Here is a 26641-nt window from a genome sequence, read left to right on the forward strand (position 1 = left end):
CGGCGTTCTCACATCTGCTTCTCAATCCTCATTTGTTTACTGTATACTTATCCAGTGATGAGTGAGGGCTTACTATGCGCAAAATAATCCATGTCGATATGGACTGCTTTTTTGCCGCAGTGGAGATGCGTGACAACCCGGCGCTGCGGGATATTCCCATCGCCATTGGCGGCAGCCGCGTTCAGCGTGGTGTCATCAGCACCGCCAACTATCCTGCACGCAAATTTGGCGTGCGCAGCGCGATGCCGACGGCGATGGCCTTAAAGCTTTGCCCTCATCTCACGCTTCTGCCCGGCCGGTTTGAAGCCTATAAAGAGGCTTCCCTTCATATTCGGGAAATATTCTCCCGCTATACCTCTCTGATAGAGCCGCTGTCGCTGGACGAAGCCTATCTGGATGTCACCGACAGCGTGCACTGCCACGGCTCCGCCACGCTGATGGCTCAGGAGATCCGCCAGACGATTTTCAACGAGCTGAATCTGACGGCGTCTGCGGGCGTGGCACCCGTTAAATTCCTCGCCAAAATTGCCTCCGATTTAAATAAGCCCAACGGCCAGTACGTCATCACGCCGGAAGAGGTGCCTGCGTTTTTGAAAACGCTGCCGCTCGGCAAAATCCCCGGAGTAGGAAAAGTTTCCGCCGCAAAGCTGGAAAGCATGGGGTTACGGACCTGCGAAGACGTGCAGCGAAGCGATCTCGCCATGCTGCTTAAGCGCTTCGGGAAGTTTGGCCGCGTGCTGTGGGAGCGCAGTCAGGGGATTGACGATCGCGATGTGAACAGCGAACGGCTACGTAAATCCGTCGGCGTTGAGCGCACCCTCATTGAAGATATTCATGACTGGTCCGAATGCGAAACCATTATCACGGAACAGCTTTACCCCGAGCTGGAAAGACGCTTAATCAAGGTGAAGCCGGACCTGCTGATTGCCCGTCAGGGTATCAAATTAAAATTCAACGACTTCCAGCAGACCACGCAGGAACACGTCTGGCCGCGTCTGAATAAAGACGATCTTATCGCGACGGCGAAAAAGGCATGGGAAGAGCGCCGGGGCGGGCGAGGGGTGAGGCTGGTGGGATTGCACGTCACGCTGCTGGATCCGCAGTTAGAGCGACAGCTGGTATTAGGGCTGTAGAGTGCTTTAATCGTAGGCCCGGTAAGCGAAGTGTATGACCGGATACATAGGTGACAGATCAGACCGGGAACATAGGTAACACTTTTTAGTCTATCCGGAGCACACTCTGGGTTTTTCGGTCATAGTACGCAAGCGTTATTCCGTTAAAGATGATGGCCTCAAGGCCATCATCCTGTTCTTCCAGCATGATGTACTCATCAGTCAGCGCTTCACTCAGGAACACCGTCCCCTTTTTCCCCATATAGAGTGTCCCCCTCGATTTCACCCTGTAGACCGTCCCTCCTTCCGGATAAGCATATTCAGGAACCCTGCCATCCCAGTGCCGGCCTGAGGGCTTCCACACCGTTCCGGGCGTTGCACCCGCCAGGGCTTCATGCGGCCTTTCGTGGTTAAACTCTTCCCGGTAGTCACTGAACCACCGCTGTTGTTCTTCCATCGTCATGAAGGTGTTGCCCTGTTTCACTGCACTTTTCAGCGAGCGGTGCATTCGCTCATGACGGCCGTTTTCTTCCGGATGCCCCTTTCTGATACGTTCCGGTCTGATGCCCAGCTTTATCAGCCAGACGGCAAGGCGACTTAATCCGGCGATACCTGTTCCCGCGAACGGCTGACCATTATCCGTTCTCAGGACTTCCGGCAGACCGTACTCCAGGAACGCATCCGTCAGGCACTGCCTGACGAAGGGCTCGCTCTCCCGGTCCGTTCCCCGGCAGCTCAGAAGATACCGGCTGTGATTGTCGGTCAGGGTGAAGGGATGGCAGTACTCTCTGCTCAGCAGCCTGAACTTGCCTTTAAAATCCGCGCTCCAGACCTGATTGTTCTCACTGATGGTGGTCAGGGGCTGGCGATTGCCCGGGGTTCTGCGTTTTCGCTTTTTATCCGGAACCAGGCCTTCACGCTTGAGGATATCGCCGATAGTGCTGGCAGCAGGGACGGTAAAATCGACGTGATGATTGAGCAGCCACATCCGCAGTTTTTTGGGACCCCAGTCAGGGTGTTTTTGCCTCAGGGCCGTAAGCTGTCCGGCGATATCATCAGGAACCGTCCGGGAGTGGGAGCGTGGCGCGCGCGACCGGTCAGAGAGAGATGACAGGTCAGAGGGGTCAAAACGCTGAAGCCATTTATAGCCGGTTTTACGGCTGATGCCAAAAAGACGGCAAAGAGCGGAGAAGGAGTCCGTACCTGCATGGCAGGCACGGATAAAATCAAGGCGTTGCATAGGTCGGGTCTCAGTCCAGGGCATAGCGAGTCTCCTCTTCTATGCCAGTTATAACTGTTACCCATGTTTCCGGTTCATACCGAAGCGCCACCGGGCATCAAACGGCTAATTACTTAACGGGGATCGCTTTCAGCAGTTCAGTCAGCAGCGTCCAGTAGTGACCGACGCTTTCGATATGAACCTGCTCATCCGGCGAGTGCGGACCGGTAATGGTTGGCCCGATGGACACCATATCCATATCCGGATACGGTTTCTTGAACAGACCACATTCCAGACCTGCGTGGATCACCTGGATGTTCGGGGTGCTGTTGAACAGACGCTGATAGGTTTCACGCACCAGCGCCATCACCGGAGAACTTGCATCCGGCTGCCAGCCCGGGTAGCTGCCTTTTGCAGACGTTTTCGCGCCCGCCAGCGTGCCCAGAGATTCCAGCATGCTCACCACGTACTCTTTACCGCTGTCGATCAGGGAACGGATCAGGCAGATGATTTCCGCGCTGTCGTCGCTCATGGTCACCACGCCCACGTTCAGTGAGGTTTCCACCACGCCTTTCGCCACGTCAGAGTTGCGGATCACGCCGTTTGGCGTCGCGTTCAGCAGCTGAACGAAGGTGTCACGAGACTGCGCGGTCAGCGCGGCTTTATCCGTAGATACGGATTCCAGCACCACGGTCAGGTTTTTCTCTTTCGCCGACAGTTCGTTTTTCAGAATATCCAGGTATACGCTGGAGAGTTTTTTCAGCTCGTCCGCTTTTGCCGCCGGTACTGCCACGGTAGTGAACGCTTCGCGCGGGATCGCGTTGCGCAGGGTACCGCCGTTGAAGTCTACCAGACGCAGATCCAGCTCGGCCGCATGGCCTGCCAGGAAGCGTGCCAGCAGCTTGTTGGCGTTACCCAGACCCAGGTGAATATCGCCGCCGGAGTGGCCACCTTTCAGCCCTTTCAGCGTCAGCTTGAAGGTCTGGAAGCCTGCAGGGATCGCTTCGCGCGACAGCGGCAGGGTAGAGATGAAATCAATCCCGCCCGCGCAGCCCATGTAGATCTCACCTTCTTCTTCAGAGTCGGTGTTGATCAGGATGTCCGCCTGCAGCCAGTTCGCCTGCAGACCGAACGCGCCGTCCATGCCCGCTTCTTCGGTCATGGTCAGCAGCACTTCCAGTGGACCGTGCTCAACGCTGTCGTCGGCCAGCACCGCCAGCGCAGAGGCCATACCGATGCCGTTATCCGCGCCCAGGGTAGTGCCGCGTGCTTTCACCCAGTCGCCGTCGATGTACGGCTGAATTGGGTCTTTGGTGAAGTCGTGAACGGTGTCGTTATTCTTCTGTGGCACCATGTCCAGGTGCGCCTGCAGCACAACCGGTTTGCGGTTTTCCATGCCTGCGGTGGCGGGTTTGCGGATCAGAATGTTGCCAACCTGGTCGCGTTCAGCATGCAGACCTTTTTCCTTCGCCCAGCCCATAATGTGTTCGGCAAGCTGTTCTTCATGGTAGGAAGGGTGTGGAATGGAGCAGATTTTTGCAAAAATATCCCACAGCGGCTGCGGAGATAATTGAGACAGTTCAGACACGATAAGTCTCCTTGTCGAGGCGCTGCAAACAGGGTTGCAGGTCACAGGGTTAGCAGGTTAATAGTTACCACAAGTCAGGCTTGCGAGATGAAACTGAGAATACCACTTTCTCTGCTGGCTGGTAGCATAAAGCATGTAAAAACTCAGGCAGAGGGCGCTAAACACTGGTTTTTAGTGCGTCAGATCTCTATAATCTCGCGCAACCTATTTCCCCCTCGAACACTTTTTAAGCCGTATAAAAACAGGCTGGGACACTTCACATGAGCGAAAAATACGTCGTCACCTGGGACATGTTGCAGATTCACGCACGCAAACTGGCTGCGCGTCTGATGCCTTCCGAACAGTGGAAAGGCATTATTGCCGTCAGCCGTGGCGGTCTGGTGCCGGGGGCGCTGCTGGCACGTGAGCTGGGTATTCGTCATGTCGATACCGTTTGCATCTCCAGCTATGACCATGACAACCAGCGCGAGCTGACCGTGCTGAAACGTGCGGAAGGCGACGGTGAAGGCTTCATCGTTATTGATGACCTGGTAGATACCGGCGGTACTGCGGTTGCTATCCGCGAAATGTATCCGAAAGCACATTTCGTCACTATCTTCGCGAAACCTGCTGGCCGCCCGCTGGTTGACGATTACGTGATTGATATCCCGCAGGATACCTGGATTGAACAGCCATGGGATATGGGCGTGGTCTTCGTACCGCCTATTTCAGGCCGTTAATACCAGTACGTAACTTTACACGCCCGGCTATGTCGGGCGTTGTTCTTTTTGGCCTGCCACGCGTTACAATAGTCTTCATATGACGTATTCATGGAGGCAACGCAATGACGCAGGCGAATCTCACCGAGACTCTCTTCAAACCCCGTTTCAAACACCCTGAAACCTCGACGCTGGTGCGTCGCTTTAATCCGGGTACCCAGCCTGCCGTCCAGTCCGCGTTAGACGGCAAAAACGTGCCTCACTGGTATCGCATGATTAACCGCCTGATGTGGATCTGGCGCGGTATTGATCCCCGTGAAATCCTAGATGTGCAGGCACGTATCGTGATGAGCGAATCTGAACGGACCGACAGCGAGCTTTACGATACGGTGGTGGGCTACCGTGGCGGCAACTGGATCTATGAGTGGTCGAAACAGGCGATGCTCTGGCAGCAAAAAGCCAGCCAGGAAGAGGACGCCACGCGCAGCGGCAAGCACTGGCTGCATGCGGCCAATCTCTACGCCATTGCCGCGTATCCACATCTGAAAGGTGATGAGCTGGCGGAGCAGGCCCAGGCGCTGGCGAACCGTGCTTATGAAGAGGCGGCGCAGCGTTTGCCGGGCCAAATGCGCGAGCTTGAGTTCAGCATTCCAGGCGGTGCACCCGTCACCGGGTTCCTGCATATGCCGGAAGGTGACGGCCCGTTCCCGACCGTACTGATGTGCGGTGGGCTGGATTCCCTGCAAATCGATTACTACAGCCTCTTTGAGCGCTACTTCGCACCAAAAGGGATCGCGATGCTGACGCTTGATATGCCCTCAATCGGTTTCTCATCCAAATGGAAACTGACGCAGGATTCCAGCCTGCTGCACCAGCATGCGCTAAAAGCGCTGGAAAACATTCCGTGGATTGACCACACCCGCGTGGCGGCATTCGGCTTCCGTTTTGGCGCGAACGTCGCGGTGCGTCTGGCCTACCTTGAATCGTCTCGTCTGAAAGCCGTCGCCTGCCTTGGTCCGGTCGTTCACGCCCTGCTCAGCGATCCTGCACGTCAGGGGAGCGTACCTGAAATGTACCTTGATGTGCTGGCCAGCCGTCTTGGCATGCATGATGCATCAGACGAAGCGCTGCGTATTGAGCTCAATCGCTACTCGTTAAAAACGCAAGGGCTGCTGGGACGTCGCTGCCCAACGCCGATGCTGTCGGGGTTCTGGAAAAACGATCCGTTCAGCCCGGAAGAAGAGTCGCGCTTAATCACGTCGTCATCTGCGGATGGCAAATTGCTTGAAGTGCCGTTCAGCCCGGTCTATCAGAATTTCGACAAAGCGCTGAAAGAGATTACGCGCTGGATCGCTCAGAGATTGTGTTAATAGATTGCTAAATTTCGCTGGTTTGGTAAAACAGTGGCTTCACAAAAGGAGATCGCAATGACGTTACCGAGTGGACACCCGAAAAGTAGACTGATTAAGAAGTTTATGGCTCTCGGCCCGTATATTCGAGAAGAGCAGTGTGAAGAGAATCGCTTTTTTTTCGACTGCCTGGCTGTATGCGTCAACGTGAAGCCTGCACCCGAAAAACGTGAATTCTGGGGCTGGTGGATGGAAATGGAAGCAGAGGAAAAACGTTTTACGTATAGCTACCAGTTTGGCCTGTTTAATAAAGACGGCAACTGGCAGGCCACCTCTATTAAAGATCAGGAAGTGATTGACCGCCTGGAATATACGCTAAAAGAGTTCCACGATAAGGCTCGCGCACTGCTGGCTACTCTGGATCTCAAGTTCGAACCCGCGGATGACTTTTCCAGCGAAGCGGTGAAGCTGACTGCCTGATGGTGTCACAGCGCCGGGTGGCGGCTTCGCCTTACCCGGCCTACAAAAACTGATGGTTTTCTCCCTCTCCCCGTGAGAGAGGGCCGGGATGAGGGCACCAGACCGCATTAATCCCCGACAAAAAAAACCGGCATCAAGCCGGTTTTTTTATTCCGCATCATCAGAACTGGTAGGTCATACCCACGGCAACGATGTCATCGCTGCTCACGCCCAGTTTATTTTTGTCGTCAATCTGGTTGATTTTATAATCAACAAAGGTGGACATATTTTTGTTGAAGTAATAGGTCGCGCCAACGTCAATATATTTCACCAGATCTTCGTCACCAATACCTTCGATATCTTTGCCTTTAGACTGGACATAACCCAGGGACGGGCGCAGACCAAAGTCGAACTGATATTGTGCGACAACTTCAAAGTTCTGCGCTTTATTAGCAAACCCGCCGGAAATTGGCGTCATATTGCGGGTTTCAGAATACATTGCGGCAAGATAAATATCGTTTGCATCATATTTCAGACCGGTTGCCCAGGCTTCTGCTTTCTGACCCTGGCCACGCGCCAGCAGGTTCTGAGCATTGGTGCGGTCAGAGTTGGTGTAGGCGCCGCTGACGGCGAAATCGCTGCCGCCGAAGTCATAGGTCAGAGAGGTACCAAAACCGTCACCGTTCTGCTTCTTGGCGTCACGGTTTTCGTTTTTCCCCTGGTACTGCAGCGTCATGTCCAGACCGTCAACCGCGCCGAAGAAGTCGGTGTTGCGGTAGGTCGCAAGGCCAGTGGCACGCTTGGTCATGAAGTTATCGGTTTGCGCGGAAGAGTCTCCGCCGAACTCAGGGAACATATCGGTCCATGCTTCGACGTCATACAGGGCACCCAGGTTACGACCGTAATCCAGTGAACCAAAGTTTTTCAGCTTCAGACCAGCGAACGCCAGACGCGTCTTCTGAGAGGAGTCGCTCTCAGCTTTGTTACCTGCAAATTCAGATTCCCAACGGCCATAGCCCGTCAGCTGATCGTTAATCTGAGTTTCGCCTTTAAAACCGAAACGAACGTAAGTCTGATCGCCATCTTTGGTGGCATCATCACTGATGTAGTGCATGGCTTTCACTTTGCCGTACACGTCCAGTTTATTACCATCTTTATTATAAACTTCAGCTGCGTGAACGGATGCAGAAGCTACTACGCCCATAACCATTAATGCCAGAGTGCTCTTTTTCATTTTCGATCCTGTCTTATAAACGCGCTAAAAAAATTCGCTGGACGATAAGCTCATGCTTAAGTCCCGTGAAAAAACAGAAAGGGTTTTATCGTTCTGGAATGAAACTTTTATGACAAACTAAGAATAATTTTAAAAAACTGTGATTTATTATTTCGGTAATAAAATTGTCAAACTTTCCCGCTAGGCTTCCTGATCCCGCGCAACAAAGTGTTTCACGATGTGCTAAGGCAGTTGGCAACGGGGCTGACTCCTGTTAAAACGTTCGTTCGACATTACTTTCCCTTATCGTTGAACGGCAGAGAATCATGAGTGACAGCCAGACGCTGGTGGTAAAACTCGGTACCAGTGTTTTAACAGGCGGATCGCGCCGCCTAAATCGCGCCCACATTGTTGAGCTTGTACGTCAGTGCGCTCAGCTACATGCCGCAGGGCATCGTATTGTGATTGTGACCTCCGGGGCGATTGCCGCCGGGCGTGAACACCTGGGTTACCCCGAACTCCCCGCGACGATCGCTTCCAAGCAGCTGCTGGCCGCCGTGGGGCAAAGCCGACTCATTCAACTCTGGGAACAGCTGTTCTCTATCTATGGCATCCACGTCGGGCAGATGCTGCTGACGCGTGCGGATATGGAAGACAGAGAGCGCTTCCTGAACGCCCGCGATACCCTGCGCGCGCTGCTGGACAACAATATTGTTCCGGTCATTAACGAGAACGACGCCGTTGCTACCGCTGAAATCAAAGTGGGTGATAACGATAACCTCTCGGCGCTGGCCGCGATTCTGGCCGGTGCCGATAAATTACTCCTTCTGACCGATCAGCAGGGGCTGTTCACCGCCGATCCGCGCTCCAATCCGGAAGCCGAGCTGATTACCGACGTTCACGGTATCGACGATGCGCTGCGCGCCATCGCCGGTGACAGCGTTTCAGGCCTCGGAACGGGCGGTATGGGGACCAAGCTGCAGGCCGCTGACGTCGCATGCCGCGCCGGTATCGACACCATCATTGCGGCGGGCAGCCGCCCAGGCGTGATTGGTGACGTGATGGAAGGCATCTCCGTCGGTACCCGCTTCCACGCCCAGGAATCCCCGCTGGAAAACCGCAAGCGCTGGATATTTGGCGCGCCTCCTGCTGGCGAACTCGTCGTCGATGAAGGGGCAACCGCCGCGATTCTGGAACGAGGAAGTTCATTACTTCCTAAAGGAATTAAAAGCGTGACAGGCAACTTCTCCCGTGGTGAAGTGATCCGTATCCGTAACCTCGAAGGCCGCGACATCGCCCACGGCGTAAGCCGTTATAACAGCGATGCCCTGCGCCGCATCGCGGGTCACCACTCGCAGCAGATCGACGCCATTCTGGGCTATGAATATGGTCCGGTTGCCGTGCATCGCGATGACATGATTATTCGTTAAGGAGCCAGAACATGCTGGAACAAATGGGCGCAGCCGCGAAGGCCGCCTCTTACAAACTGGCGCTCCTTTCCAGCCGCGAGAAAAACCGCGTGCTGGAAAAAATCGCTGATTATCTGGAATCACAGTCCCAGGAGATTTTGCTCGCTAACGAGCAGGATTTACTGGAAGCGCGTCGTAACGGTTTGAGCGAAGCGATGCTCGACCGTCTGGCGCTGACGCCGGCACGCCTGAAAGGCATCGCCGACGATGTGCGTCAGGTCTGCAATCTGGCTGACCCGGTAGGACAGGTCATCGACGGCGGGCTGCTCGACAGCGGTTTACGCCTGGAGCGCCGCCGCGTGCCTCTCGGCGTTATCGGCGTTATTTATGAAGCTCGTCCAAACGTGACGGTGGATGTCGCCTCCCTGTGCCTGAAAACCGGTAACGCCGCTATTCTGCGCGGTGGGAAAGAGACATGGCGAACCAACGCCGCGACGGTGAAAGTCATTCAGCAGGCGCTGGAAGAGTGTGGCTTACCGGCGGGTGCCGTACAGGCGATTGAGAGCCCAGACCGCGCGCTGGTCAACGAAATGCTGCGCATGGACAAATACATCGACATGCTGATCCCACGCGGCGGCGCGGGCCTGCACAAGCTGTGCCGCGAGCAGTCGACGATTCCGGTGATCACCGGCGGTATCGGCGTGTGTCATATCGTTGTCGACGACAGCGCTGAGATTGAACCAGCGCTGAAGATTATCGTTAACGCGAAAACCCAGCGTCCAAGCACCTGTAACACCGTAGAAACGCTGCTGGTGCATCAGGATATTGCGAACATCTTCCTGCCGGCCCTGAGCAAACAGATGGCAGAGAGCGGCGTGACGCTGCATGCTGACGCCAACGCGCTCGCACTGCTTCAGGAAGGCCCGGCTAACGTTGTTCCCGTAAAAGCGGAGCAGTACGACGATGAGTTCCTGTCACTGGATCTGAACGTGAAAATCGTTACCGATCTCGACGACGCCATTGCGCACATCCGTGAACACGGCACGCAGCATTCTGACGCGATCCTGACGCGCACCCTGCGCAATGCCGATCGCTTTGTGAACGAAGTGGATTCCTCTGCGGTGTATGTGAATGCCTCCACCCGCTTCACCGACGGCGGCCAGTTTGGCCTCGGCGCTGAGGTGGCGGTTAGCACGCAGAAACTGCACGCGCGCGGTCCGATGGGGCTGGAAGCGCTGACCACGTACAAGTGGATCGGCTTCGGTGACGATACGATTCGTGCGTAAATAATCACGGGTGATGCAAAAGTAGCCGTTTGATTCAAAAGGGCATTGACGCATCACCCGGATAGATCTAACCTTTTGCCCCGTGGTTACCCTCGTAACCGGCCTCTCAGGGCCGATATAGCTCAGTTGGTAGAGCAGCGCATTCGTAATGCGAAGGTCGTAGGTTCGACTCCTATTATCGGCACCATCTTTTTCAGATAATTACTTCACATTCAAGTTAACGACGTTCTCTTCTTGTGCCGTATTTGAGAAATTGCGACCAATAATCGTGTCAATTTGCTCGTGTGTTCTGTCAGATGGTCAATTGATAAATGAGCGTATCGTTGACCGCCACGGTAAACCATTACCACATTGGCTCGTATAATAGGTCACACGCTATAGTGTTTAACACTGATCCTGATGGTCTATTGCGGTTACCAATTAATCAATCTTCGTAATGTTAATAATTAATTCAACCTGCTGTGGCGTTTTTTATCTCTGCATTTACAACACATCTTGCGGAGATGTTCAGCAACAGGTTTTGGCTTTGAAATAAACCTAATAATCTTTTTAGTGCAAAAAATTGAGCAGTTAAGTCCCTTTTAAAATGTTCTCAAAATCAGCGCCGCTTAGATCCGGTGTAGAGCACAGCATATCTCTGGCCAATGCCCGGCGACGCTGAAGGAGTTCGTCTAACGTTTCTTCAAACGTGGTGATTTCTGAGTCCATTACCGTTGGATAATATACATAAACATCCTTTGTCTGGCCGATACGGTAAGCACGGTCAGTTGCCTGATCTTCTTTTGCCGGATTCCAGCAGCGGGTGAAATGAATAACGTGGTTGGCTTTCTGAACGTTAACTCCAAAGCCAACGGCGACGGTGGAGAGAATAATCACGCCAAAGCCAGGTTGAGCCTGGAAATCATCAATCAATCGCTGACGGCTATTTTGACTCTGACTTTTAGTGCTGGTATCGCCATTGATGATGACCGGACGGAAACCGAATCGTTGCTGAACAGCATGCTGTATCTCGCGCTGGAGATCGCGCAGCTCCGTAAAGATAATCACCTTGTCTTTACGGGTGTGCTTAATTTCGTCCAGTGTTTTCAACATCCAGTTAAGTTTTGGCGACCCTTCCCGATATCGAGGCTCTGGGTTAACAACTGCCGGATGCGCGCAAATGAGTTTAAGGCGATGTAATAACCCTAACATCCCCGCACCTGCCTGCTGCATGCCCTCACTCAGTGCTTGCTGTTGTTGCCAGTTAGCGATTGAAGAAAGATACAGTTGCTTTTGTGGGCTAGAAAGCGGCAGCTGCTTACAGCTGGTAACTTCGATTTTTTGCGGCAAATCACGCGCGACTTCTTCTTTAGTTCGGCGTAATGTCTGGGGTTCAATTAGAGCTCGTAAACTTTCAAGCCGCCCTGTATCACGACCCGCTTCGTTCTCGATAGGGCGAACATAGTGTTTGCCAAATTCATTGAGTGCGCCTAACAGACCCGGCTGAGCGAAATCAAAGAGGCTCCACAGGTCTACAAGCGTGTTTTCCACAGGCGTGCCGGTACATGCCACTTTGAATCTTGCTTGAATCGCATTGGCTGCATGAGTGATTAATGCTGCCGGGTTTTTTATTTTTTGTGCCTCGTCGCAGACCATGATGGACCATGGCTGGCGCGCCAGTGAAAACTCCTGATCGCGAAGCGTTTCGTAGGTTGTTAGAATGATTTTCGCCTCCCCCTGCCAGCCGGGTTTGAGCAGATTTTTGATCCCCTGAGACTGCAGATGATCAGGAATAGCCTGTTTCGGGTATTTCAACGCTTTAATGGTGTCACCATACAATTTCATCACAGGAATTCCGGCGGTGTAGAAGAAATTGTCGAGTTCACGCTCCCAGTTATCCAAAAGCGAAACGGGGGCAACAATGAGGCTTGGTGGCTCGTCAGGGAATTTTTCAATAAACCAGACCAGGAAGCTCAGGATCTGCAGCGTTTTCCCCAACCCCATATCATCCGCTAGCAGGCAACCTGCTGTTTCCTGAGGTGAACGGAGGAAAAGTTGCTGAAGCCAGGCCACGCCTTCGCGCTGATGGTCTTTGAGCTGGATATGCTCTTTCAGGCTCAGTGGAATTTCAGGTTCAGCATGGCGCGCATTGAGGAGTGAGTCTCGGCGCTTTTTAATGTAAACAGCTTCTTCAATATTCTGTTCAATTTTGAGCACTGCCCGGGCCGCTTTTTCAACAACATTGCCCTCTGATTCTTGTGCTGCATTTTGCTGTTTTTCCCAGTTCTTACTGAAAGTTTTAGCTGCATCCAGTGGCAGTTCAGTCTCATTCCAGGGGGCGATAATATGCGTTTCGCCAGTTTCTTCTGCCTGGGTGATTCTCTCCTGCAGCTCGTTGAAATGCTGAAGGTTATCAGGTTGCCAACCATCCAGTGTTTCTACCGAAAATTCGGAGAAGTCGATGCCATCAGGAAGCCAGTTTTCACTTTGCGCCTTGGTCAGCCAGGGAGAGGATATTTTTTCAAACTCACCGATGCCAATGACGCGATCGCCATATTTACCAAGATCCAGAACATCATTAAATTCTTTACCTTCGACTTCCTGTTGCCAGCGCGACAACAGCGACTGGCAATCATGCCATTGCTGTTCAGTGAATTGGCTCAGTTCCAGCTCGTAACCCTGCCAGGAACCTGCTGGCATTTGCGCGGCAACACTTATCCCTACGGCCTGAACAAATTTTTCCAGTTCCCATGGAGCCGAGAACAGGAATAACACCTCCGGTTGCGGCAACGGTGAGACAGGCTCCAGCACCAGCGTAATACTCTCTATCTTATTCTCATCATTGATCTGGGGTTGAAGCCTGAAGTGATGAAAGAAAATATGGGCATCAACCAATGCCTGTTCGTGTTCCTCGGGGGCAATAACTCTGGCGGCATCTTCACCCAGGAAAGTATAGGGATTGCGAACAAAGGAAAGCGCTTCACTACCGGCAACCCGGCGACCGGGAATTGAGTGTATTGAATTCAGGACTTCTTTTACTTCAGGTGGGATGATGACATGGCTGAGCTCGCCGTTCTCTCCGGGGATACGATAGCTATCGTGGACCTGTGAGTTCTTGTCAAAGCTGCCGAGCCAGTTAGCGGGTTGGTCCTCAAAGTGGGGTTCAATCTCGATAACGGCAGTATCAGCAACTGTCGCCTTACGCAGGCGTAACGACAATGAAGTGGGTTTGATGACGTGCGTTTTTTCTAAATAATCATCAAATTTTGCAGCGGCCTGTTTCGCGCATTTGCGAATTGCAGCCCATCCCAGTTGGTTGGTGGTCTCGCCGGGAGCCTGAGTTTGCTGCATGCTTAGCTGCTCGGTTGCCTGCAAAAGCGTCCAGTTTTCTCGTGATAACAGGTGCTGCTGGTTTTCATGAGTAAAAATAGCCCCGGTGCGGCGAAGACGGATCGATTGACGCATGGGAAACGTAGCCCATTCAGCAATCCAGACGCGGAAATCATTATCGCTTAAGGCTCCTCGCGAACTTAAACTTGCACGTAGGGGCAAAACCTCAGGCACGCCAATCAAAGGTAGGCTGCTGGCATGTTCTTCATCTTCCAGCAGGCGATACAGCGATTCCCAGCTCAACAACCATCGGTCTGTTAGTGATATCAAATAGTCTTCTTCAGCCAGTTGCTCAAGCCAGGATGCCAGAGCCCAAAGCTCTGGGTCATCAACCAACGATTGCGGAAAACTGAGCCCGTTTTCTTCAGCCTGATACTGATTTTTCAGGTGGCGTTCTATCTGCTGACGGTTTCCCGTCAGCTTACTTAACAGACGTTTCAGCATTATTTAATCCAATAGCGATGCGGTTCTTTAGTCACAGGGGTGAACCCAAGTCGAAGCAACTCTCTTTCTGTTATATCGTCAGGTGCTTTGAGCTGGACGGACAGCACGCCACCTTTTTGTCGGTTATCACTGACGATGCATGAGGTATTTTCAACCAGGCGCTGTATTGCTGTATCCCGCAATGGATTGATGATTTTGATGTCAGATACTGAGGCGGGTGAGGGCGCTTTTTTATCTACAAATTTGACAGGCTCTTCAGCCATCCAGCGAATACCTAGCTTACGTAATTCATCGTCATATTTCAGCATCCAGCCAGTGATGCGGATTTTATTATAGCCTTCAGCGCGTGGCATATGCTTGAGAGGATCCGGACATAATCCTCTGTCCTTTAATTGTATTTTTATATCAAGCGACTCAGATTCTGGATTAAATGGAGCCTGATTCACTCGGTAGTAATACATCGCGTTTCCCGTCCCGGAAAATTCAACGAAGATATAATCGTTAATCTGCATGATCATCGCGTTATCAAAACTACGTCCACCGCGTAGATGGCTTAGCCTCCCACGATTCTCCTCGCGGAATTTCACAAAATCGCTTCCACGATCTTGCCAGGCATCTGGCCCCATCACGATACGGGTGAATCCCATCTGATTCGCGAAACGTAGCCAATAGTGCAGCCTTGCCTGATCGACATCGCCATTACCGCGAAGCAGTTCAAAGAAGTGCATCAGGTCCTGTTTTGCTAACCAGCCACGCACCATTGCAGCGACAGGTTCAGAAACATACTGATGCCACTTATTCTGCTGACTCTTGAGCTGAGGGTTATCCCAGTATTCCAGGGCGGCCTGTTTCAGGGCGGAATGCGCTTGATCGCGATAGATTGAATGATAGTAACGGGTTAATGTTGCCGTCATGATGTCATCGCGAAAACGTACCCACTGCGCCGCCAGGCCCAATAGCCAACTGATTTTGTCCAGATAGTGAGGATCGTCCAGAGTATCAAGCTGCGCTAACAGCACTGTGAAAATACGTTTCCACAACCAGCTGCTATCGGGGATTTGCGCTATTTTTTCTAATGATGATAAAGAGTTACTTTCACCGGAAAGCAACTGTTGGGATATCACACCGCCAGCCTGAGGCGTAAAAATGTCGTGATAAAACTCAATGGTTTTCATCCACGACTTTTCTCTGCGGATAGCGGCTTTTACTACGGGGTACCCCCTGGCGATATGACCACGCAGTAAACACCAGTGCGGGTTTATTTCTGGCGATTCGTGTTTGTAGGCAAAATAACTTGAACAGAGTGCAGCCCAGTCCTTGCGTTTTAGTGTCCTGGATTCAATCTGTTTTTTGATAACACTATCGACATGGGGAAAGAATGTATCATCCTCCAGTAATACTGGCCTGTCAGGGTAGAGCGGATCGGTATCGGCGAGGCCATAAAACACCATTCGCCACTCACGTTCGGTCAGTTCTTCTGCAAGACGAAAACGACGCAGCGCCGCCAGCCGCATTTCATGTGGCGGGGTGGGGATTTTCTCTGCTTTATCAAATCGCTTTTCCATCTCGCGGCCAGCAGAAGCCAGCGCGTGGAAATCATTGCGCAGATAATGCTCCTCCTGCTGGCTGGAAGAGAGCTTCGCTGCGATGCGCTGCGATAGAGAACTCAACGCGGGCGTCATTGCGGCATTACCAACTGGCAAACTTCTTTATTCACAACAGGCGGGAAATCCACCTCGTCTGCGGCAGCATGCTTATCTTTCAGCCCGAAAAACTGCATACGCAACTCGACGCGGCGGCTGGCTTCTTTGCTCTCTTTCGCGTTATTAAATGAGACGCCCCCCGCAAGGAAAAGCTTACGGATTTGGATCTGCTGTTCTGCAGAGATGCTTTTTTGCAGAGGGCTGCGGCTATCGAGCAAACTGCACATCACCCACTCAGAGCGCTGCAGGGAGAGATGCAGGTTGTAAAGATACGAGCCGTCGGTATCGGTAAACCCTTCAATGACGATCTGCTTAAACCACTTTTTGCCTTCGTCACTGTCTGATGCCTCCAGCACAAGTGGAACGACATCCTGTAATGCTTTTTGCCCTTCAGCATTCAGGAAAAAACGGTTGTGGTCGAAACGACCAGCTTCACCAAAGCTGATGCGGTTATCGTGGCAATCCACCACGATGGTTTTGTTAACACTGCGGGCATGCAGTTCCAGGCGCTCACATAATCTGGCGATGTCCTGCCCCCTGACTTTTTCCCCTTGCTCCGCGCGTTGAATGCGTTGTGTAACGGAGCTTAGCGACGCGACCATCACCACCAGAAATAACACCATCATGGCGGTCATCAGATCGGCGTAAGAAATCCAGAAGGGCTTCTCAGCTTCATCACTGCGGCGCTTTTTAACGCCAAATGCATTCCCAAACATCAGCTGTCACCCCCTCAGGCACGCACGCGAGATAGAACATCATCAAGCTCGCTGACGCTTTCACCGATCTGTTCGACGGAGCCCGCAAGCAGATTAGAGGCTTTCGCCATTTCGACGTCCAGTTTGCCCAGCGTCTTGTCGAGACTGCGTGAAACACCTTCTGAGAAGTCTTCAAAGCCCTTCCCAAGCACATCGCTGACATTTTCCATAAAGGTCTGCGCTTCACGGTTATAGCTCTGTAAGCGCTCTGCGTGCTGCTTAAGATCGGTGATGAACTGACTACGGGTGGTTTGTTCTGACTGGGTATTTGCTGCGAGCAATTCGAGCATGGCAATGGATTTGCTGACGGCTTCTCGATTGTTACGATAATCGCTCACTACTGAAGTGAGTTCACTGGTGGCAAGGGAGAGCGATGAACCCGCCGATTGCGCTTTATTCAGTACATCAGCCGTCAGGTGATTCGCCTCCGACACCTTATCGCCTGCGTGTTCAAAACGCTCGGCGGCAACACGCATTTTATCCGCGCCGCTTTGCATATCCTGAATCTGTCGGTTGGTCTGTTCTGCGAATTTGTTCAGCGTTTCGGTGGTTGCCTGATGCTGACTAGCAACGGTTTCAATCAGCTGTTTGATCTGATCGTCTACTTCACTCATCACACGCTGCGTCTGTTCGTGCAGAGACTGCTGGTTAGCCTGCTGGTTCGCTGATATCTGTTGCTGACCCTTATCTATCTGGCCAAACAGACTGCCCAACTGCTCCCCGAGTGCTTCGACTGAGGCCGCCATTTTTTCCATGGTTGCGCTTTGTCCCTGCTGCACTGAATTCTGAATGGCTTCAATAAAGGCGGACATATGTTCTGCCTGGGCTTTTTCCCGCGCTTCGCTATCGGCAAACATTTTCTCAAGCTGTCGTGCCATGCGCTCACCGGCACCTTCACCCTCAGCGCCAATTTTCGCAACAGAGGCTTGTAAACTGGTCAGCATGTCATTCATGCCAGCCTGCATGGCCTGCTGGCCCGATTTCATTTCAGAGAGGAGTTGTTCAATTAACTGCGCGCTACCCTGGCGGGAATCGTCGCTGACCTGACGCATATCCTGCAGCAGAGCGGAGAAGCCGCTTTGCATCGTCTGGATAGCCCCGACGGTTTGTCCCATCATCTCGTTAAGGTTGGTAAACTGCTGGCCAAAGGTGGTATCGAGCTTCGCCATAAATGCGGTCAGCACATCCTGCAGCATGTTCTGCACCATGCCGCTTTGATCGCCGCTGGCGGTCTGAACCGCACCCGCAATTTTATCCAGCGGTGACTTCAGGCTATTCTCGATCGCACCACTCACCTGATCAGCAAACTGTGCGCCAGATTCTCGGTAGGTGTTGCTTAATGTATTCGCGAGGCGTTCATTTTCAACTTTCTGGCTTTCGGCAAGATGCAGCAGCATATCGCGAAGATCGGTGACCAGGCTTTCTTTCAGGTGGCGCGCCTGGGTAGCGCTTTCGTTGCTGGATTTCACCAGCGAGGCGAGGTATTCCTCGCCCACACCGCTAACGTAGAGCTTGTCGATAGCGGCGGTAAATTTTTCGAGATACTTATAGCACTTGGCGATGGACAGTTTTTCCAGCCAGGTGACGAAAATAGAGGCGGCAATAGCCACGGCAGAGCCAAGGAATGCGTACAACACATCGTGCAGCAAATTATTGACGCTGCTGGTCACCTGCTCGGGAGTACTGGGGTCGAAGTGGTTAAGGCCAATCATCAGGCCGTAAAACGTACCGATAATCCCCACGCCGGTCAGAATACCGGGCAGGTGTTTGAAGAATTCAGTATTGAGTGGAATATCGACTAACTGTTGCTCAGAGAAGTAGCTCGAGCTTGGCGCCGTGGCACGAATGCGGACGATTTTTTCTTCCCCACCTTCCAGCTCACTCTGCGGGTGTAACGACTCTTCAAACTCATTCCACGCGTGTTTGAGTTCAGGGCGCTTAAAGAGATTTTGAAGATGGGCAAGCTGTTCCTCTGGGGAATTGCTTTCAATGCTATTAATTGATTGGGTGTATTTTTTCAGGCTGTTAACAATGTTAATGGCCCGGAATAAATAAAAGAAAATAAAGCAGGCAACGGCCAGGCTCACGATGCTGATTACGGTGAAGGGCACATTATGGGGCTCTACAGATGTAAGCGTCACTAAAAATGAATTAAGCCAGGACATATTTTTACCCGTTGAATATATTAATCAGCATTTAAATTACCATCGACAACAATTTGATTACCTTTAATCAAAATTTCTTTGTTGTGATAGCCATCGCCGCGCCGCGATCCGCAAACAACCCCACCCGTTCATGGGATGAGCGGTACACGCAGGGAGATTTAATGGAATGGCGGTTTAGTTTCCTATTATTTAGCGATCAAAAGCAAATTTCTTTACGTTGTTTCGTTTGTAATCATTAACGTTCCGGGTATCATTTTGCGAACTGCATTCCAAAACTGAATTTGCGATAAGGCATTTTTGCGCTTTCGCTGCGATCGACCTCGAGGATTTTCATGAACAACGCCGAACAACAGTTCCTGAACGAGCTGGATAATAAATTCTGGAAGGCCGCCGACAAGCTGCGCGCCAATATGGATGCCGCCAACTACAAGCATGTGGTACTGGGGCTCATCTTCCTGAAGTATGTGTCCGATGCCTTTGAGGCCCGTCAGCAGGAGCTCATCACCCTGTTCCGCGATGTCGGTAACCCGGACAACATCTACGCCATGTCGCGGGAGGATTATGAGTCCGACGAAGAGTACGCACAGGCGATTGCCGATGAACTGGAGGTGGAAGATTACTACACCGAAAAGAACATCTTCTGGGTACCGAAAGCTGCGCGCTGGGACACACTGAAAAACAAAGCCATGCTGCCAACCGGCACCGTGCTGTGGGTAGATGAAACCACCGGAAAGGATGTGACGTTGCGTTCCGTGTCTTGGTTGGTGGATAACGCGCTCGATGAAATCGAAAAAACCAACCCGAAGCTGAAAGGCATTTTGAACCGCATCAGCCAGTATCAGTTGGGCAACGAGGTGTTAACCGGGCTGATTAATACCTTCTCTGATGCCAACTTCAGCAATCCGGAATATAACGGCGAGAAGCTCAACTTAAAGAGCAAAGATATTCTCGGCCACGTCTACGAATATTTCCTCGGTCAGTTCGCGCTGGCGGAAGGCAAACAAGGCGGCCAGTATTACACGCCAAAAAGCATCGTTACCCTGATTGTCGAAATGCTCCAGCCTTACAACGGCCGTGTATATGACCCGGCGATGGGCTCAGGTGGATTTTTCGTATCCAGCGACCGCTTTATTGAAGAGCACGCGGGCGAAAAACAGTACAACGCCGCCGAGCAGAAACAGAAAATCTCCGTCTACGGCCAGGAATCCAACCCGACCACCTGGAAACTGGCGGCGATGAACATGGCAATCCGTGGCATCGACTTTAACTTCGGCAGCAAAAACGCCGATACCCTGCTGGACGACCAGCACCCGGATCTGCGCGCCGACTTCGTGATGGCTAACCCGCCGTTCAACATGAAGGAGTGGTGGAGCGCGAAGCTTGAAAACGACGTGCGCTGGAAATACGGCACTCCGCCGCAGGGTAACGCCAACTTTGCGTGGATGCAGCACATGATCCACCACCTGGCCCCGAAAGGTTCGATGGCGCTGCTGCTGGCTAACGGCTCGATGAGTTCCAGCACCAACAACGAAGGTGAGATCCGCCGCAACCTGATCGAAGCCGATCTGGTGGAGTGTATGGTGGCGTTACCTGGGCAACTCTTTACCAACACCCAAATTCCGGCCTGCATCTGGTTCCTGACCAAAGACAAAACCGGCGGTAATGGCAAAGCGCACCGCAAAGGCGAAGTGTTGTTTATCGATGCCCGCCAGATTGGCTTTATGAAAGATCGCGTGCTGCGTGATTTCAGCCGCGAAGATATCGCCAGAATCTCCGATACCTTCCACGCCTGGCAGACGGATAAAGAGTACGAAGACGAAGCCGGATTCTGCTTCTCCGCAACGCTGGAAGATATTCAGAAAAACGACTTTGTGCTGACCCCTGGGCGCTATGTCGGTGCCGCAGAGCAAGATGAAGACGATGAACCCTTTGCCGAGAAGATGGCGCGACTGACGGCACAGCTGAAAGATCAACTGGAAGAGAGCGCGAAGCTGGAAGTGCAGATTAAGGCGAATCTGGGGGGACTGGGTTATGGAGAATAAAAGAGAATTATTCAAGCTAAACGAAATTGTACAACTTCGTAATGGTGCTGCAATAAAGCAAATGTTTTTTACGGATTCTAAATCTGGGGTGGATTTAATAAAAGTTTCAAATTTTACTGATGATTCTATAGATGTTTTTGGCGTTACAAAAGTTGATGCTGAACATGCTATTAAATGGCGAACTCATCAATTAAAAGTTCATGATATTTTAATAGCTACAGTTGGATCTTGGCCCCCGAATTGGTCATCAGTTGTCGGTAAAGTTGTCAGAGCACCTATGAGTGCTCATGGCGCGATTCAAAACCAAAATACATGTTGCATTATACCTGGTGATAAGGTAGAACAAAATTACCTTTACTATTTACTGAAGACGAAATCCTTTTCCGAATGGGTTGTTAATGTTGCTCAAGGAAGTGCTAATCAGGCTCGAGTTCCCGTTAAAAATATTGGGGAGTTCATTGTTGACTTACCTCCATTAGACGAACAAAAAAGAATTTCTGATATTCTAAATTCACTAGATGCTAAAATTAGCGTAAATCGTAAACTTAACCAAACCCTGGAACAAATGGCGCAAGCCCTTTTCAAAAGCTGGTTTGTTGATTTTGAACCTGTAAAAGCCAAAATGTCAGTACTGGAAGCGGGAGGTTCGCAGGAAGACGCGACGCTTGCCGCTATGACGGCGATTTCCGGGAAAGAGGCTGATGCGCTGGTGGTTTTTGAGCGTGAACACCCTGAGCAATATGCCGAGTTAAAAGCCACGGCAGAGCTGTTTCCGTATGTTATGCAGGATAGTGAGTTGGGGGGGATTCCTGAGGGATGGAATTCACAGCGATTGTCTAATATCGCAACACTTCATTACGGAAAAGCGCTTAAAAAAACAGAACGTATAGAAGGACCTTATTCAGTTTATGGTTCAGGTGGCATCACTGGCTCACACATCAGTTATCTCGTTGAAGGTCCAAGCATTATAGTTGGCAGAAAAGGCTCTATCGGTACTCTGTATTGGGAGGATGGAAAGTTCCATCCAATTGATACTGTTTATTACGTTTCTAATAAAGATGATGTCCCACTAAGTTACCTATATTATCTTATGAAAACGTTAAATCTTTCAAGTATGAATACTGATGCGGCAGTGCCTGGATTAAACCGAGATAATGTCTATCGACTAGAAGTACTGAAACCGATTCAATCCATTTTGAATAAATTCAATAATCATATTTTGACTATCAGGAATATGATTCAGAAAAATAATTTGTCAACAGCAACGTTGACTACAATCCGCGACACCCTTCTCCCCAAACTCCTTTCCGGTGAAATCACCCTGCCGGAAGCCGAGCAGGCGGTAAGCGAGGCGGAAAATGTATAAAGTCGATACGCCGACCAACAGCCTGCACTCCCTGCAAGAAGTATCGTTCAGCAGCCTCGGCTTTCGAGAGCGCGATCATTTGCAGGAGTGGCTGGCAAAGAATCCGCAGGCGTTAACCCGTGAAAGCCATGATGAACTGCTGATTATCCAGAAAGAGTTCGCCGGCTTTGACGACACCAAAGAGCGCCTCGATCTCCTGGCACTCGATAAAAAAGGCAACCTGGTGATCATCGAGAACAAGCTCGATGATTCCGGGCGTGACGTCGTCTGGCAGGCCCTGAAATATGCCGGCTACTGCGCTAACCTACGCCAGGAGAGTGTAGTTGAGATCTTCCAGCTCTATCTTGACCAATATGAGCCCAACGAGAACCGTCAGGCGGCAGAGGTCATCGCCGAATTTATGGGCTGGGAAAGCCTGAAAGAAGGGGTTCTCAACCGTAAAGGCACCCAGCGCGTCATCATGGTCGCGGCCAATTTCCGCAAAGAGGTCACCAATACCGCGCTGTGGCTGATGCAGTTTGGTATCCGGGTTCAGTGCTTCAAAGTCACGCCGTATCGTTTCGGTGAAGATGTGTTTGTCGATATCCGCCAGGTTATCCCAACCCCTGAAGCGGAGTCGTACATGATCGGCATGGCGCAGAAAGAGGCGGAAGAACAGTCCACTTCCAGCAGTAGCGAACTGCAGCAGCGCCATTATCTGCGCCGCGAGTTCTGGACGATGGCGCTGGAAAAATTCCGCATCAGCCCTTGTTCACTGTTTAACAACCGCGCACCCTCAACCGATCACTGGCTGGCTGCCGGGTCGGGCGTTAGCGGCGTGCCGTTTGAACTGATCTTTTCCCAGAAAGACGCTCGTGTGCAGCTCAATATTTCTCGCGGGGATGCGCTGGAAAATACCTGGTTATTTGAACGACTTCAGGAACGCAAAACGCACATTGAATTGCTGTTTGGCGAGCCGCTTGACTGGCGTTTACTGCCAGAGCGAAAAAGCTGCCAGATCGTCTGTTCAAAGGCGTTTGACGGCGGCAATAAAGAGATCTGGCCTGCCATTATCGACTGGATGATGGATAGCATGAACCGTCTGGAAAAAGCGATCCGTCCGAGCCTGCTGGAACTGGCGATTGAGCTGAAACAGACCGGTATGATCACCGAGGGAGAGGAAGAGTAATGCTGAGCGAAGACGATTTAGAACAGCAATGCCTGAAATGGTTTGCTGAACAGGATTGGGAAGTGCTGCACGGGCCCGATATCGCGCCGGATGGCGACAACCCGCTGCGTGCCTCATTTCATGATGTGTTTCTGCGTCCGGTGATGCTGGAGCAGCTGCAAACCATCAATCCCCATCTCCCTGTTTCCGTGCTGGAAGAGGTGATACTGCGTATTACCCGCCCCGAAAGCCCGGATCTGGTCGTCAGCAATAAAGCATTCCATCACCTGCTGCTCGACGGTGTGCCCGTCGAGTACAAGCGCGAAGATAAGACGGTTCATGACAAAGCGCTGCTGATGGATTTCAACCATCCCGGCAATAACCGCTTTATGGTTGTGAATCAGGTGGCTATTCAGGGGATAAAACAGGTTCGTCGTCCGGATATTATTGGTTATATCAACGGCCTGCCGGTGGCGGTGATTGAGCTTAAAAGCCCAATTGATGCCAATGCCGATATCTGGGCCGCGTTTAACCAGCTGCAAACCTATAAAAACGAACTCAGCGACCTGTTTATCTGCAACGAAGCGCTGGTGGTGAGCGATGGGCAGAATGCGCGTATCGGCTCGCTGACCGCTGATGAAGAGCGCTTCCTGCCATGGAAAACCGTCGCTAACGAAGACGATAAGCCACAGTTTGACTGGCAGTTGCAAACCGTCGTGAAGGGCTTCTTTAACCGTGCGCTTCTGCTCGATTACATTCGCTACTTTGTTCTGTTTGAGTCTGACGGCAAACGGCTGATCAAGAAGATTGCCGCCTACCATCAGTTCCACGCGGTGCGTGAGGCGGTTGCGGCCACGATTGTGGCGTCTACCGGCAAACATCTGCCGTTGCGCAGCAACATTACCCCCGGAAGTAAAAAAGCAGGCGTGGTATGGCATACCCAGGGTTCCGGCAAAAGTATCTCCATGTGCTGCTACGCTGGAAAGCTGCTTCAACAGGCGGAAATGAACAACCCGACCATCGTGGTGGTGACGGATCGTAACGATCTGGATGGGCAGCTTTACGCGACTTTCTGCCAGGCGCAGGATTTACTGAAGCAAACGCCTTTACAGGCTAACGACCGCGACGAGCTGCGCGAGCTCCTCAATGCCCGTGAATCCGGCGGTATAATCTTTACCACCGTGCAAAAGTTTGCGCCGCTGGACAACGAGCAGAGCCATCCGGCCCTCAACCTGCGCAGCAATATCGTGGTGATTTCCGATGAAGCGCACCGCAGCCAGTATGGCCTGAGCGCCACGCTGGACCGCGAAACCGGGGCCTACAAATACGGTTACGCCAAACACATGCGCGACGCGCTGCCGAACGCTTCGTTTATGGGCTTTACCGGCACGCCGATTGCGTCTGAAGATAAAGATACCCGTGCCGTGTTCGGTGATTACGTCTCTATCTACGACATTCAGGATGCGGTCGATGACGGCGCGACGGTACCGATTTATTACGAATCCCGTCTGGCAAAACTCGACCTGAACCATGAGGAGCTGGAAACGCTCTCCGACCAGGTGGATGAGCTGGTGGAAGATGAAGAGACGGGCCAGCAGGAGAAAACTAAAGGTGACTGGAGCCGTCTGGAAAAGCTGGTAGGTTCAGAGCCTCGCATCAAACAGGTTGCTGCCGATCTGGTTCAGCACTTTGAAACGCGCAATGCGGCCATGAACGGTAAAGCGATGATTGTCGCTATGAGCCGTGATATCTGCGTGAAGCTCTACAACGCCATCACAGAGATCCGTCCGGACTGGCACAGCACGGATGTTGAACAAGGCGCGATCAAAGTCATCATGACCGGCTCGGCATCTGATAAAGATCATCTCCAGCCGCACATCTATAACAAGCAGACCAAAAAGCGTCTTGAAGCTCGCTTTAAGGATTTGAACGATCCGCTGAAGCTGGTGATTGTTCGTGATATGTGGCTGACCGGGTTTGATGCACCGTGCTGCCACACCATGTATATCGACAAGCCGATGCGCGGTCACAACCTGATGCAGGCCATTGCGCGCGTTAACCGCGTGTTCCGCGATAAGCCTGGCGGGCTGGTGGTGGATTACATCGGTATTGCCAACGAACTGAAGCAGGCGCTAAAAACCTACACGGATTCGAAAGGGAAAGGGCAGACTACGGTGGATGCCCGCGAAGCCTTTGCCATTCTATTGGAAAAAATCGACGTCATTCATGGGATGTTCGCACCCTCAGCAGGAAAACCCGGCTTTTGCTATGAAGGCTTTTCGCGCGATCCATTAGCGTTTTTACGCGATGCAGTGAACTACATTCTGGGTCTGGATGACGGTAAAAAACGCTACCTCGACGTTTCACTGGCGATGAGTAAAGCCTGGTCGCTCTGTAACACCCTTGATGAAGCCGAAGCCTTACAGGAGGAGTTCGCGTTCCTTTCGGCGGTCAGAGTGGGGCTTATCAAACTTGATCCGAAGGCAAAATTTAGCCAGTCAGAGAAAAACTCACTCTTGAGCAAGATCCTGGATAACGCGGTTGTCGCTACAGGTGTTGAGGATGTTTTTGCCCTGGCCGGGTTAGATAAACCCAATATCGGTTTGCTGTCCGATGAATTCCTGGAGGAAGTGCGGGAGATGCCGCAGCGTAACCTGGCAGTGGAATTGCTGGAAAAACTTCTGAATGACGGCATTCATGCACGTTCAGGTAATAACGTGGTGCAGCAGAAGAAATACTCCGACCGCCTAAAAGCCGTGCTGCTCAAATACAATAACCGGGCGATTGAAACCGCACAGGTGATTGAAGAGCTGATCCAGATGGCGAAAGCGTTCCAGGAAGCGATGGCACGCGATGATGCGCTTGGCCTAAACCCGGATGAAATCGCCTTCTACGATGCGTTGGCGGAAAACGAAAGTGCGGTGCGTGAACTGGGCGATGAAACGCTCAGAAAGCTGGCTATTGAGGTGACGCGGCAACTGCGTAAATCCACCACCGTAGACTGGCAGGTACGTGAAAGCGTGCGTGCGCGGCTGCGTATTCTGGTGCGCCAGACGCTGCGTAAATACAAATATCCGCCGGATAAAACCGCGGGCGCTGTGGAGCTCATTTTGAAGCAGGCGGAAGTGGTGTCGAACAGTTGGACGTCATAGCGATGTATCTCCCTCCGTTAAACCTGAAGCGTGAAATTGTTCCAAACGACATACCTAATAAAAGACCGGCAACAGCCGGTCTTTTATATTTTTACCTGTCCACCACATCAAAGTGAGTAATTCAATGCTCACTCCCTATAAAAGGAAGTTTTCACCATTCCTGGC

At 51.9% G+C, this 26641-nt stretch carries 17 protein-coding genes and 1 tRNA gene; 11 read left to right on the forward strand and 7 right to left on the reverse strand.

Translation table 11 applies throughout. The features are described 5' to 3' along the window. The first annotated feature begins 74 nt into the window (after nt 1–74). Nucleotides 75–1133, forward strand: coding sequence for a DNA polymerase IV (dinB, locus tag AC2TE5_RS04435; RefSeq protein ID WP_121425636.1), 1059 nt, complete (start codon nt 75–77; stop codon nt 1131–1133). Nucleotides 1134–1218: 85 nt separating this feature from the next. On the opposite strand, the gene AC2TE5_RS04440 is transcribed toward dinB, so the two are convergent. Next, nucleotides 1219–2376 (reverse strand): DDE-type integrase/transposase/recombinase, encoded by a 1158-nt coding sequence (locus tag AC2TE5_RS04440; RefSeq protein ID WP_213330840.1) that lies wholly within the window; start codon nt 2374–2376, stop codon nt 1219–1221. An 85-nt stretch (nt 2377–2461) separates the two neighbouring features. Continuing rightward, nucleotides 2462–3919 (reverse strand): cytosol nonspecific dipeptidase, encoded by a 1458-nt coding sequence (gene pepD, locus AC2TE5_RS04445; RefSeq protein ID WP_121425635.1) that lies wholly within the window; start codon nt 3917–3919, stop codon nt 2462–2464. A gap of 260 nt (nt 3920–4179) precedes the next feature. On the opposite strand from pepD, the gene gpt reads away from it, so the two are divergent. From gpt to crl, 3 genes are all read left to right on the forward strand, one after another. Further along, nucleotides 4180–4638 (forward strand): xanthine phosphoribosyltransferase, encoded by a 459-nt coding sequence (gpt, locus tag AC2TE5_RS04450; RefSeq protein WP_010427903.1) that lies wholly within the window; start codon nt 4180–4182, stop codon nt 4636–4638. Between the two features lie 104 nt (nt 4639–4742). Next, complete coding sequence (gene frsA / locus AC2TE5_RS04455; protein WP_484612720.1) at nt 4743–5987, forward strand: esterase FrsA; 1245 nt, start codon at nt 4743–4745, stop codon at nt 5985–5987. Nucleotides 5988–6044: 57 nt separating this feature from the next. Further along, entirely contained in the window at nt 6045–6446 is a 402-nt protein-coding gene (gene crl / locus AC2TE5_RS04460; protein ID WP_023334619.1) for a sigma factor-binding protein Crl, read from the forward strand. A gap of 160 nt (nt 6447–6606) precedes the next feature. Here the strand turns inward: crl and phoE are convergent, their stop codons facing one another. Continuing rightward, nucleotides 6607–7659, reverse strand: coding sequence for a phosphoporin PhoE (gene phoE / locus AC2TE5_RS04465; protein WP_032646978.1), 1053 nt, complete (start codon nt 7657–7659; stop codon nt 6607–6609). Between the two features lie 305 nt (nt 7660–7964). Here phoE and proB point away from each other — a divergent pair, with 305 nt between their 5' ends. The 3 genes from proB to AC2TE5_RS04480 all read left to right on the forward strand — a co-directional run bounded on the left by proB (nt 7965) and on the right by AC2TE5_RS04480 (nt 10520). Then, nucleotides 7965–9068: a glutamate 5-kinase gene (proB, locus tag AC2TE5_RS04470; protein WP_008501877.1), complete on the forward strand. Its 1104-nt coding sequence runs from the start codon at nt 7965–7967 to the stop codon at nt 9066–9068. Nucleotides 9069–9079: 11 nt separating this feature from the next. Next, complete coding sequence (gene proA, locus AC2TE5_RS04475; protein WP_484612721.1) at nt 9080–10333, forward strand: glutamate-5-semialdehyde dehydrogenase; 1254 nt, start codon at nt 9080–9082, stop codon at nt 10331–10333. Nucleotides 10334–10444: 111 nt separating this feature from the next. Then, nucleotides 10445–10520, forward strand: a tRNA-Thr gene (locus tag AC2TE5_RS04480). A 383-nt stretch (nt 10521–10903) separates the two neighbouring features. Here the strand turns inward: AC2TE5_RS04480 and zorD are convergent. Genes zorD through zorA1 form a run of 4 tightly spaced genes read right to left on the reverse strand, consistent with a single transcriptional unit; the run spans nt 10904 to nt 18769 of the window. Next, nucleotides 10904–14146, reverse strand: a complete 3243-nt coding sequence (gene zorD, locus AC2TE5_RS04485; protein ID WP_484612722.1) for a type I Zorya anti-phage system protein ZorD — start codon at nt 14144–14146, stop codon at nt 10904–10906. Next, the gene (gene zorC, locus AC2TE5_RS04490) at nt 14146–15828 is read right to left on the reverse strand and encodes a type I Zorya anti-phage system protein ZorC (protein ID WP_484612723.1); all 1683 of its coding nucleotides are present in this window, start codon (nt 15826–15828) and stop codon (nt 14146–14148) included. Before zorC ends, zorD begins: the two co-directional genes overlap by 1 nt. After that, nucleotides 15825–16565 carry a type I Zorya anti-phage system protein ZorB1 gene (gene zorB1, locus AC2TE5_RS04495; protein WP_063145277.1) on the reverse strand — a complete coding sequence of 247 codons (741 nt, stop codon included), beginning with the start codon at nt 16563–16565 and terminating at the stop codon, nt 15825–15827. Before zorB1 ends, zorC begins: the two co-directional genes overlap by 4 nt. A gap of 14 nt (nt 16566–16579) precedes the next feature. Next, a complete protein-coding gene (gene zorA1 / locus AC2TE5_RS04500) occupies nt 16580–18769 on the reverse strand; it encodes a type I Zorya anti-phage system protein ZorA1 (protein ID WP_484612724.1) in 2190 nt (729 codons plus the stop codon). A 332-nt stretch (nt 18770–19101) separates the two neighbouring features. On the opposite strand from zorA1, the gene AC2TE5_RS04505 reads away from it, so the two are divergent. The 4 genes from AC2TE5_RS04505 to AC2TE5_RS04520 are packed head-to-tail and all read left to right on the forward strand — an operon-like array spanning nt 19102 to nt 26476. Next, nucleotides 19102–20811: a class I SAM-dependent DNA methyltransferase gene (locus AC2TE5_RS04505; protein WP_484612725.1), complete on the forward strand. Its 1710-nt coding sequence runs from the start codon at nt 19102–19104 to the stop codon at nt 20809–20811. After that, the gene (locus tag AC2TE5_RS04510) at nt 20801–22177 is read left to right on the forward strand and encodes a restriction endonuclease subunit S (protein ID WP_484612726.1); all 1377 of its coding nucleotides are present in this window, start codon (nt 20801–20803) and stop codon (nt 22175–22177) included. The genes AC2TE5_RS04505 and AC2TE5_RS04510 overlap by 11 nt, the downstream gene beginning before the upstream one ends. Beyond that, nucleotides 22170–23345, forward strand: coding sequence for a DUF4268 domain-containing protein (locus AC2TE5_RS04515; protein ID WP_484612727.1), 1176 nt, complete (start codon nt 22170–22172; stop codon nt 23343–23345). Before AC2TE5_RS04510 ends, AC2TE5_RS04515 begins: the two co-directional genes overlap by 8 nt. Then, a complete protein-coding gene (locus tag AC2TE5_RS04520) occupies nt 23345–26476 on the forward strand; it encodes a type I restriction endonuclease subunit R (RefSeq protein ID WP_484612728.1) in 3132 nt (1043 codons plus the stop codon). Before AC2TE5_RS04515 ends, AC2TE5_RS04520 begins: the two co-directional genes overlap by 1 nt. Nucleotides 26477–26641 lie beyond the last annotated feature (165 nt).

The organism is Enterobacter sp. N5-15 (assembly GCF_057221635.1).

Bases quoted from the DNA above. Each gene is read 5' to 3' on its own strand.
- dinB (WP_121425636.1), top strand. From the start codon at position 75: ATGCGCAAAATAATCCATGTCGATATGGACTGCTTTTTTGCCGCAGTG.
- AC2TE5_RS04440 (WP_213330840.1), bottom strand. From the start codon at position 2,376: ATGCCCTGGACTGAGACCCGACCTATGCAACGCCTTGATTTTATCCGT.
- gpt (WP_010427903.1), top strand. From the start codon at position 4,180: ATGAGCGAAAAATACGTCGTCACCTGGGACATGTTGCAGATTCACGCA.
- frsA (WP_484612720.1), top strand. From the start codon at position 4,743: ATGACGCAGGCGAATCTCACCGAGACTCTCTTCAAACCCCGTTTCAAA.
- crl (WP_023334619.1), top strand. From the start codon at position 6,045: ATGACGTTACCGAGTGGACACCCGAAAAGTAGACTGATTAAGAAGTTT.
- phoE (WP_032646978.1), bottom strand. From the start codon at position 7,659: ATGAAAAAGAGCACTCTGGCATTAATGGTTATGGGCGTAGTAGCTTCT.
- proB (WP_008501877.1), top strand. From the start codon at position 7,965: ATGAGTGACAGCCAGACGCTGGTGGTAAAACTCGGTACCAGTGTTTTA.
- proA (WP_484612721.1), top strand. From the start codon at position 9,080: ATGCTGGAACAAATGGGCGCAGCCGCGAAGGCCGCCTCTTACAAACTG.
- zorD (WP_484612722.1), bottom strand. From the start codon at position 14,146: ATGCTGAAACGTCTGTTAAGTAAGCTGACGGGAAACCGTCAGCAGATA.
- zorC (WP_484612723.1), bottom strand. From the start codon at position 15,828: ATGACGCCCGCGTTGAGTTCTCTATCGCAGCGCATCGCAGCGAAGCTC.
- zorB1 (WP_063145277.1), bottom strand. From the start codon at position 16,565: ATGTTTGGGAATGCATTTGGCGTTAAAAAGCGCCGCAGTGATGAAGCT.
- zorA1 (WP_484612724.1), bottom strand. From the start codon at position 18,769: ATGTCCTGGCTTAATTCATTTTTAGTGACGCTTACATCTGTAGAGCCC.
- AC2TE5_RS04505 (WP_484612725.1), top strand. From the start codon at position 19,102: ATGAACAACGCCGAACAACAGTTCCTGAACGAGCTGGATAATAAATTC.
- AC2TE5_RS04510 (WP_484612726.1), top strand. From the start codon at position 20,801: ATGGAGAATAAAAGAGAATTATTCAAGCTAAACGAAATTGTACAACTT.
- AC2TE5_RS04515 (WP_484612727.1), top strand. From the start codon at position 22,170: ATGTATAAAGTCGATACGCCGACCAACAGCCTGCACTCCCTGCAAGAA.
- AC2TE5_RS04520 (WP_484612728.1), top strand. From the start codon at position 23,345: ATGCTGAGCGAAGACGATTTAGAACAGCAATGCCTGAAATGGTTTGCT.